At 63.9% G+C, this 8,680-nt stretch carries 8 protein-coding genes; 5 read left to right on the forward strand and 3 right to left on the reverse strand.

What is annotated here, in order from left to right; genetic code table 11:
* Nucleotides 1-8: 8 nt before the first annotated feature.
* The gene (locus ACE3SN_RS03355) at nt 9-1,373 is read right to left on the reverse strand and encodes a DUF4139 domain-containing protein (RefSeq protein WP_374527458.1); all 1,365 of its coding nucleotides are present in this window, start codon (nt 1,371-1,373) and stop codon (nt 9-11) included.
* A 145-nt stretch (nt 1,374-1,518) separates the two neighbouring features.
* On the opposite strand from ACE3SN_RS03355, the gene ACE3SN_RS03360 reads away from it, so the two are divergent.
* The 4 genes from ACE3SN_RS03360 (at nt 1,519) to ACE3SN_RS03375 (ending at nt 4,810) form a co-directional block, all read left to right on the forward strand.
* The gene (locus ACE3SN_RS03360; protein ID WP_374527460.1) at nt 1,519-2,073 is read left to right on the forward strand and encodes a hypothetical protein; all 555 of its coding nucleotides are present in this window, start codon (nt 1,519-1,521) and stop codon (nt 2,071-2,073) included.
* Between the two features lie 34 nt (nt 2,074-2,107).
* Nucleotides 2,108-2,824, forward strand: coding sequence for an ImmA/IrrE family metallo-endopeptidase (locus tag ACE3SN_RS03365; protein WP_374527462.1), 717 nt, complete (start codon nt 2,108-2,110; stop codon nt 2,822-2,824).
* Nucleotides 2,825-3,101: 277 nt separating this feature from the next.
* Entirely contained in the window at nt 3,102-4,445 is a 1,344-nt protein-coding gene (locus ACE3SN_RS03370; protein WP_374527464.1) for a hypothetical protein, read from the forward strand.
* Nucleotides 4,430-4,810 carry a cytochrome c family protein gene (locus ACE3SN_RS03375; protein ID WP_374527466.1) on the forward strand — a complete coding sequence of 127 codons (381 nt, stop codon included), beginning with the start codon at nt 4,430-4,432 and terminating at the stop codon, nt 4,808-4,810. The genes ACE3SN_RS03370 and ACE3SN_RS03375 overlap by 16 nt, the downstream gene beginning before the upstream one ends.
* A 41-nt stretch (nt 4,811-4,851) precedes the next feature.
* On the opposite strand, the gene ACE3SN_RS03380 is transcribed toward ACE3SN_RS03375, so the two are convergent.
* Together ACE3SN_RS03380 and ACE3SN_RS03385 are read right to left on the reverse strand one after the other, a co-directional pair.
* Entirely contained in the window at nt 4,852-6,861 is a 2,010-nt protein-coding gene (locus ACE3SN_RS03380; protein ID WP_374527467.1) for a DNA topoisomerase IV subunit B, read from the reverse strand.
* A 57-nt stretch (nt 6,862-6,918) separates the two neighbouring features.
* Nucleotides 6,919-8,070 (reverse strand): penicillin-binding protein activator, encoded by a 1,152-nt coding sequence (locus ACE3SN_RS03385; RefSeq protein ID WP_374527469.1) that lies wholly within the window; start codon nt 8,068-8,070, stop codon nt 6,919-6,921.
* Between the two features lie 39 nt (nt 8,071-8,109).
* Between ACE3SN_RS03385 and rsmI the strand changes: the two genes are divergently transcribed.
* Nucleotides 8,110-8,680 (forward strand): 16S rRNA (cytidine(1402)-2'-O)-methyltransferase (rsmI, locus tag ACE3SN_RS03390; protein WP_374527471.1); only part of this gene is annotated, 571 nt, incomplete at its 3' end.

The following is an 8,680-nucleotide window of genomic DNA, read 5'->3' on the forward strand; positions in this document are numbered from 1 at the left end:
GGCCCTCCTCAGTACTTCGAATCGAAGGTCGCGGTCAGATCCGTCTTGCCGTTCGCCGGCACGGTTACGGTCCAGGCAACCGAATCCGCATCGAGCCGTTCGCTCTGTTTGCTTTCCTTGTCGACCTTGGTGTCACCCCACAGTCCCGACTGGATGACCCGCACCGTGACCGGCTTGGGCAGCGCGTTCGTGAGCGTGTAGCGCATCGAGGTGGACCAGCGGTTCTTGCCGGTCTTGGTTCGGGCTTCGACCACGGGTTGGACCTTCACGTCAAAGGCATCGCCGGTGCTGATCGACAGCTTCGAGCCCATCGGGGTGTGGCCGATTGCCTTTTCACCGATGAACTGGGCCTGCCCGCGCGAATCCTTGATGTAGAAGCGGACCACGCCGGCGGGCAGCTGGTCACCCAGGCCACCCTTCGCCGAATTGCTGAACTGATAGACCGTCACCGCGCTGATCGGCTGGTCCGAAGTCTGCAGCCAGCCAAAGCGCGATTCATAGCCGTGGGTCGCGGGCGCGCCGTGTACATCGAGGAAGCTGACCTGCTTGGTCTGCATGTTGGCGATCGTGGTGCGTTCGCTCAGCGGGTAGAGATAATAGTCTCCCAGCCGCTCGCGGTCACCGCTTTCGGTTCCGGCTTCGACCAGCGTGTCGCCGCCGCGCTGGTAGTTGTCGTACTGACCGAGGAACTTCGGATTGCCAGCCACGAGCACGGTGTTCGCGTTCTCGTAAGTGGTGCCCGAATTGTTGGTCAGCGTGACCCAGCCTTGCACGTCGATCGTTCCCTTGGCCTCGTCATAGAGCGCGACATAGTCAGCGCGCCAGCCAAGGCCCGGGGTGAGGTAGCGCAGCGCCGCTTCGCGTTTGCCGGGATTGCCCTGCAAGGTGATCGACAGCGTCGGTTCCGCGCGCATGTTGGGCGGCACCTTGTCGAAGATCACGCGCACCGGCAGCCCATCGTCGCGCAGCACTTCGATGCGGTTGCCGATCTGCAGCACCACACCGCCGTTGGCCGCCAGCACCACCGCTTGTTCGCGGGTTTCGGCGCCGGTCGCGGGATTGGTGCGGACCAGTGTGATCGTCTGGCCGACCGCGTTCTCCATGATCTTGGCCGGCGAGAGCAGGTCGTAATCGAAGTTCTGCTCAATGATTGCCATGTCGCTGGCCACCAGGCTTGCCGTTTCGGGGCGGATCTGGGCCGAAACGTTCTTGAACTCGACCTTCTGCTTGTCACCGGTGAAAGTGATTTCGCGCGTATCCTGCACCAGCGCCTGATTGTCGGCGTAGATGGTGATGTCGATCCCCGGCTGGGCGGACGCAGCGGCGGACAGCGCGATAAGCGAAGCGGCGGCGATCAAAGGCAGGCGCGGCATGATTGAAGGTTCCCTCTCCTGTTGCGTGTAACAACGTATCACATGATTCTGACGTCAGTATGAACCAAATATTGCGATGTAAATCTTTGCTTGATTCCAATTGTGTAAGAGTATTTTCTGCGTTGGCAACGTGGGGAGAAAGGCAATGCGCAAACTCGTCGCTTCTTTGGTTGTCGCCGCATTGATCGGATTGGGGCAAGTGCCGGTGAAAGCCCAGGCTTTTGATCCGCGCCAGCCGCTGGGCATCATCATCAATGCATTCCAGATGTGCGGACCGCCCCAGGCTTACCAACTGCTGGCACCGACCTTGTTCAACCAGGTTGCGATGCAGACTGGTGGTCGGGGTTGCTATGCCGACATTTCCAGTGCCGGGCCGATCACAAGCATGAACGTGCTCGGTTCGCAGGAGTTTCCAATCGGTCCGCTGTTCCTGATCCGCGTCACCCATACCTCTGGTGCCGTCGCCGATTGGTTCGTTGGCTTCAACCGGATGTCCGGGCAGATCGAATATCTGCGTTATCAGGCGCCGCAGACGGGAATCACACCATCGATTTCGACAGGCCCCTCGCCAACCGGCAATGGCCCGAGCTCGTTGCCGACGTCGCAACCTCAGCCTCAGCCTCAGCCGCAACCCCAGCCCGGGCCTGGCGGCAGCGACACGCCGAAGGGGTGCCAGCTTTATCCCGCGATGTGCTCCTGACATGGCGGTGGAGCGCAGGGTAGTCCTTGGCGGATTGCTGACAATCGTACCGGCGCTGTGCTGTTCGAGGCACGCATTCGCTGAAACCAGTGGCGGGGGCTGCTGGGTTCCGGGCGGTTCGGCAGCGCCGTACTTTGCATCGGTGCAGGGGCAGGTAAGCCGGTTTGAAACAGGCTCGGAGAAGCTCGAACCGCGTTCGGGCAATCCCGATCTCGATTATGCCCTGGCGCAGGCGCTGGCTAACCTCAGCGAACTGTTCGGAGTGCTGCCGGGGTTCTGCTATTACGACGATAGCGGATCGCCGAACGCGCTGGCTACCTCCGATCAACTGCTCGACCGGACAGACGGCACCGTGATGATGGGCCTGTCGTTCCTGGGCGAGATGCTACGCATGCCGGAGCGGCCCGATGCATCGATCGTTGCGGTTTGCGCGCACGAGTTCGGCCACATCGTTTCCTACAAGACCGGTTTGATCAATCAGCTCAAAGGCGGGGGCGGTGTGTTCCGGTCGGAACAGTTCGCGGACTATATGGCGGGCTATTTTGCAGGAACGCGCAAGCTCTTGAGGCCGGACTATCCGGCCGTCGTATTCGCCAGCACACAGAATTATTTCGGTGGGGGCGATCACGGCAGTTCGAGCCAGCGCGGAGAGGCGGTGCAGGCTGGGTTCATGGCGGCTTATCAGCGCAAACTCGGCATGCAGGACGCAACGCAGGCCGGTCTGCAATTCTGCCTTGGCCGCTCGCTCTGACTGAGCTTCTCGTTTGCTCGTGCAGTCTTGGAAGGGCTTCACCTGCTGGCGGAATCGCAGCTTGCATGGCGCTGGATCCAATCTTGGGTCCGGTTTGACTATTGTCATGGGAATCAGGGGCGAGATGTGATCTAAACACGCTTGCGGGGACTCACAGCCAAGGCAGCGCATGGCGCGCTTCTTGGCTCATGGAGTGCCGCTTATGTCGCAAGCTGTGTCCCGCAGGGACAACGCGCGCCGTGCAGGCAATCGCGTCAAGTCCCGTCCTTGGCAGTTGTTGGCATTTTCACTGCCCGTCAGTGCCGCCATCGCCATTTTTGCATTTGCACCCTATCAGGCCAAGGCCGTGCCGGCCTTTGCCGAACAAACCGGTTTGCCCTGCCAGGCCTGCCACGTTGGCGGATTCGGGCCGCAACTCACCCCGCTGGGGCGCGAGTTCAAGCTCGACGGCTATACGATGCGCTCCAAGTCGTCGAACATCCCGCTTTCTGCCATGGCGATAGCCTCGTTCACGCATACCAAGGCCGATCAGAATCCTCCCCCGGATGGCGTCAATCATCCCAACGACAATGTCGCCTTCGATCAGGGCAGCATTTTCCTGGCCGGCGGCATGGGCCAGCATTTCGGAGGCTTTGCGCAGTTCACTTATGACGGTGTGGGCAAGGCCTGGTCATGGGACAACCTCGATCTGCGGGCCGTCACTAAGGGCCGCGTATTTGGGCAGGATGCCGTCTTCGGCCTTTCGCTGAACAACTCGCCGACCGTTCAGGATGTCTGGAATACCACTCCGGCCTGGGGCTTTCCTTATACCGATACGGCCGTGTCCGGCACTCCGGGGGCGGCGCCCCTGATCGATGGGGGGCTGGCGCAAAACACCCTGGGTCTCAGTGCCTATGCGTGGATCGGACAGAAGTTCTATCTCGAAGGCGGGGCCTATACGACGCCGAAGGCGGGAACGCTGAGCTGGCTTGGCGCCGATCCCGCGTCGCCGGGGGATATCCACGGTCTTGCCCCCTATGGCCGGATCGCCTGGCAGGGCCAGCTTGCCGGAGGCACGGCGCAGGTCGGCGCGTTCGCGCTCAAGGCCCAGATCAATCCCGAGCGGGACCGGTCGACCGGGCTGACCGATCATTATTCGGACGTTGGCCTGGATACCTCGTGGCAAAAGCCGACTGCCAATGGCGACGTCATTTCGGCACAGCTGCGCTATGTCCACGAAGCAAGTGACCTTCATGCCAGTTGCGAACTTGGCCTGATCGGCGCGGGCGGCGATCCAGGCTGCGCCAAGACCAATCTCAACGAAGTGCGCGGCGACATCGGTTACAGCTGGCACAACAAGATCGGGGCGACGGTGGGGGCATTTTCCATCACCGGTGACAGCAACGCTGACCTCTATGGCGGGCCGAACGCCAGTCCGGATAGCAGCGGGGTGATGGCCCAGCTCGATTATACCCCCTGGGGTGACGGGACTTCGCCGCTGGGAACGCGCTTCAACATGCGCGTTGGCCTGCAATACACCGCCTATCGCAAGTTCGATGGCGCGGTTCACAACTATGATGGAGCCGGGGCCAATGCCTCGGACAACAACGCAGTGAGGGTCTTCACATGGGTCGCATTCTGATGCGCGGCGCGCTTGCCGCAGCTTTGCTGGCGCTGTCTTCCGGGCCGGCCTTTGCCGGAAGTCCGGCCCAGGGCGCCAAAGTGTTCGCGTCGCAATGTTCGGCCTGTCATGGCAACCGTGCCAACTCGCCGCAAGCGGTCGGGCCGCGCCTGTTCGGTGTCGTGGGCAGGCATGCCGGAACCTCACCTGGCTATGTTTACTCCCCGGCGATGAAGGGATCGGGGCTGGTGTGGACGACCGATCAGCTCAAGGTCTATCTGAAGAGCCCGGCCAAGGTCGTCCACGGGACCAAGATGCCCTATTCCGGGCTGAACAATCCCGCGCAGCTTGAAGACCTGCTGGCCTATCTGGCCACCTTGCATTGAACAGGGCCGGGTGCCGGGGGGGCGTCCCGGTACCCGGTTCGTCAGGCATCGATCAGTTCCGGATCGATCTCGCTCGCGCGGTTCTGGATGAACATGAAGCGCTGGGCCGGATCGCGGCCCATCAGGCGCTCGACCAGGTCCTTCACCGCCGCGCGGCCCTCGTATTCGGGGGGCAGGGTGATGCGGATCAGCCCGCGCGTGGCCGGGTTCATCGTCGTGTCGCGCAGTTGCTGCGGGTTCATTTCGCCAAGCCCCTTGAAGCGCGATACTTCCACCTTCTTGCCCTTGAACAGGGTGGCTTCCAGTTCGGCGCGGTGCGCGTCGTCGCGGGCATAGGCGCTCTCTTTCCCGGCGGTCAGGCGGTAGAGCGGCGGCTGGGCGAGGTAGAGGTGCCCGCGCCGCACGATTTCCGGCATTTCCTGGAAGAAGAACGTCATCAGCAGCGTGGCGATATGCGCACCGTCAACGTCCGCGTCGGTCATGATGATGATGCGGTCATAGCGCAGGTTGTCGGGATTGCAGTCCTTGCGGGTACCGCAGCCCAGCGCGAGGCCAAGGTCGGCGATTTCGCTGTTGGCGCGGATCTTGTCGGCCGTGGCGCTGGCGACGTTGAGGATCTTGCCGCGGATCGGCAGGATCGCCTGGGTCTTGCGGTCGCGCGCCTGCTTGGCGCTGCCGCCCGCGCTGTCGCCTTCGACGATGAACAGTTCGGTCTCGCCGCTGCCTTCGCCGCTGCAATCGGTGAGCTTGCCGGGCAGGCGCAGCTTGCGGGCGTTGGTTGCGGTCTTGCGCTTGACCTCGCGCTCGGCCTTACGGCGCAGGCGCTCGTCCATCCGCTCCATCACGTGACCGAGCAGCGCCTTGCCGCGCTCCATGTTGTCGGTGAGGAAGTGGTCGAAATGATCGCGCACCGCGTTCTCGACCAGCCTTGCGGCTTCGGGGGAGGTCAGACGGTCCTTGGTCTGGCTCTGGAACTGGGGATCGCGGATGAAGACCGAGAGCATGATCTCGCTGCCGGTGACGACGTCCTCGGGCGCGATATCCTTGGCCTTCTTCTGTCCGACCAGCTCGGCGAAGGCGCGGATGCCCTTGGTCAGCGCGGCGCGCAGGCCCTGTTCGTGGGTGCCGCCATCAGGCGTCGGGATGGTGTTGCAGTAGAACGAATAGGCCCCGTCCGACCACAGCGGCCACGCAATCGCCCATTCGACCCGGCCCATTTCCTCGCCCGCGTCATTGGCCGGGAAATCCTGAGTGCCGGAAAAGAACTGGGTGGTAACGCATTCGCGCACGCCCACTTGTTCCTTGAGATGATCGGCAAGACCCCCGGGGAACTGAAATACGGCCTCGGCCGGAACCTCTTCGCTGGTCAGCGAGGCCGCGCATTTCCAGCGGATCTCGACCCCTGCGAACAGGTAGGCTTTCGAGCGCACCAGCTTGAACAGCCGCGCAGGCTTGAACTTGGCGTCGGTGCCGAAAATCTCGGTGTCGGGGACGAAGGTGACGCTGGTGCCGCGCCGGTTGGGCGTGCCACCCAGGTGCTTGATCGGCCCCGTCGGCACCCCGCGCGAGAATTCCTGGGCCCACAGTTCCTTGTTCCGCGCCACCTCGATCCGGGTGAGGGTGGACAGCGCGTTGACCACGCTGACCCCCACGCCGTGAAGGCCGCCCGATGTCGCATAGGCCTTGCCCGAGAACTTGCCGCCCGAATGCAGCGTGGTCAGGATCACTTCCAGCGCCGACTTGCCGGGATACTTGGGGTGTTCGTCCACGGGGATGCCGCGGCCGTTGTCGGTGATGGTCAGGCGTCCGGGCGCGCCCGGTTCGTCCTCCAGCGTCACCTCGATCCGGTTGGCATGGCCCGCCACCGCTTCGTCCATCGCGTTGTCGAGCACTTCGGCGGCGAGATGGTGCAGGGCGCGCTCGTCCGTCCCGCCGATGTACATGCCGGGGCGGCGGCGGACGGGCTCCAGCCCCTCCAGCACTTCGATTGCGCTGCCGTCATAGGTTTCGCCGCCCGAAGCGGGCAATTTGTCAAACAGGTCGTCGGCCATGGTGCCTGCTATAAAGCGCCGGGATTCCGCCGCGCAAGCGCCGCGCCAAGGTTATCGTCAGTCGACGAACTTGGTAGGCGCGGCATTGATGATGCTGACCCCGCCCTTGCGCACCTCGCGCACTTCCAGCGCGCGCTCGCCAATGCCGGTGGGGGCAAAGCGGAATGGACCGTCGAGACCGAGGAACCCGCCCGCATCGGTGAGCCGCGCGACCGGGAACGGCGTTCCGGGCTTCCAGTCGCGCGCGATCCGCACGGTCAGCAGTACGCTGTCATAACCAAAGGTGGCGAGGCGATAGGGTGCACTGCCGAAGCGGGCCTTGTAGCTTTCGCTGAACTGCCGGAAGCGGGTGTCCGAAATCGCCGCGAACCACGCGCCTTGCAGCGCCGGGGTGGCGGTGATCACGGTTTCCCCGCTCCATAGCTCAGTGCCAAGGATGCGCGGACCAGAACCACCCGCCTTTTTGAGCTGCGGCGCAGCCATCGCGGCAAAGCGTCCGCTGTCAGCGATCAGCACGGCATCGACCCCGCCTTTGGCCTTGATCCGGTGGGCGGCGCTGACAATCGAGGTGTTGGAGCGCTCATAGCTTTCGGCGGCGACCAGCGTTCCGCCGACCGCACCGACCGACTGCGCATAGGCCGCCTTGGCCCGCGCGCCGTAATCGCCGGCGGGATAGAGCAGCGCGAAGCGGCGCGAACCCTGCGCATAGGAATAGCGCACCACCCGGTCGATCGCCCCGGCCGGGACAGTGCCCATCACGAACACGTCGCGCGAGGCCACTCCGGCATCGTTGCCATAGGTGATCAGCGGGATCTTTGCCGGGCGGGTCACCGCGACGATGGCGGGCACTTCGTCGGGCAGCAGCGGGCCGAGGATCAGCTTGTTGCCATCCTGCACCGCGCGCCGCGCCGCGCCGGCGGGATCGGTGGAGGTATCATAGGTCGTGATGCGGATGTTCTGCGCGTTGGTATCGAGCAACGCCATGGTCGTGGCGTTCGCGATGCCCTGGCCCACTGCGGCATTGGTTCCGCTCAGCGGGACGAGCAGCGCGATGCGGTGGCGTTGCTGATCGACGGGCAGGGTTTCGCTGGGGGTCGGCGCGGGCGCTGGCTTGGGTTCGGGGGCAGTCGGGATCACCTTGCAGCCCGCCAGCAGCGTGGCGGTTGCCAGGGCCATGAACTTGCGCCGGCTGGCGCGCGTGTCGAACATCACTTGTCGCTCCCGTGTCGCGGGTCCATGCTAAACGCGATGGAACAAACGCTCACTCCCGGCCTGTATATAGTCGCGACCCCGATTGGCAACTTAGGGGACATTACTGCGCGTGCCGTAACGGTACTCGGTGCCGTGGCTGCGGTAGCCTGTGAAGATACTCGCGTCACGGGCAAGCTGATGCAGCACCTTGGAATCAAGCAGAAGCTGATCCGCTATGACGATCACGCCAGCGAAGCGACGCGCGAGCACCTGCTGGGCCTTGCCGCCGAACAGCCGATCGCGCTGGTCAGCGATGCGGGCACGCCGCTGATTTCCGATCCCGGCTACCGCCTGGTGCGCGCCGCGCGCGAACGCGGGATTGCGGTGACCAGTCTGCCGGGAGCGAGCGCCGCGATCATGGCGCTGACGATTTCCGGCCTGCCGAGCGACCGCTTCCTGTTCGCCGGGTTCCTGCCGAACAAGGCCAAGGCCCGCGCTGAGATGCTGGCGGAACTGGGCGGCGTGCGCGCCACGCTGGTGTTTTACGAAACCGCGCCGCGCCTTGAAGACGCCCTGACCGCGATTGCCGAGGTGCTGCCGGGCCGCGAGGTGGCGGTGGCGCGAGAAC

The organism is Novosphingobium sp. (assembly GCF_041915465.1).
Lineage (GTDB): Bacteria > Pseudomonadota > Alphaproteobacteria > Sphingomonadales > Sphingomonadaceae > Novosphingobium.

Bases quoted from the DNA above. Each gene is read 5' to 3' on its own strand.
- ACE3SN_RS03355 (WP_374527458.1), bottom strand. From the start codon at position 1,373: ATGCCGCGCCTGCCTTTGATCGCCGCCGCTTCGCTTATCGCGCTGTCC.
- ACE3SN_RS03360 (WP_374527460.1), top strand. From the start codon at position 1,519: ATGCGCAAACTCGTCGCTTCTTTGGTTGTCGCCGCATTGATCGGATTG.
- ACE3SN_RS03375 (WP_374527466.1), top strand. From the start codon at position 4,430: ATGGGTCGCATTCTGATGCGCGGCGCGCTTGCCGCAGCTTTGCTGGCG.
- ACE3SN_RS03380 (WP_374527467.1), bottom strand. From the start codon at position 6,861: ATGGCCGACGACCTGTTTGACAAATTGCCCGCTTCGGGCGGCGAAACC.
- ACE3SN_RS03385 (WP_374527469.1), bottom strand. From the start codon at position 8,070: ATGTTCGACACGCGCGCCAGCCGGCGCAAGTTCATGGCCCTGGCAACC.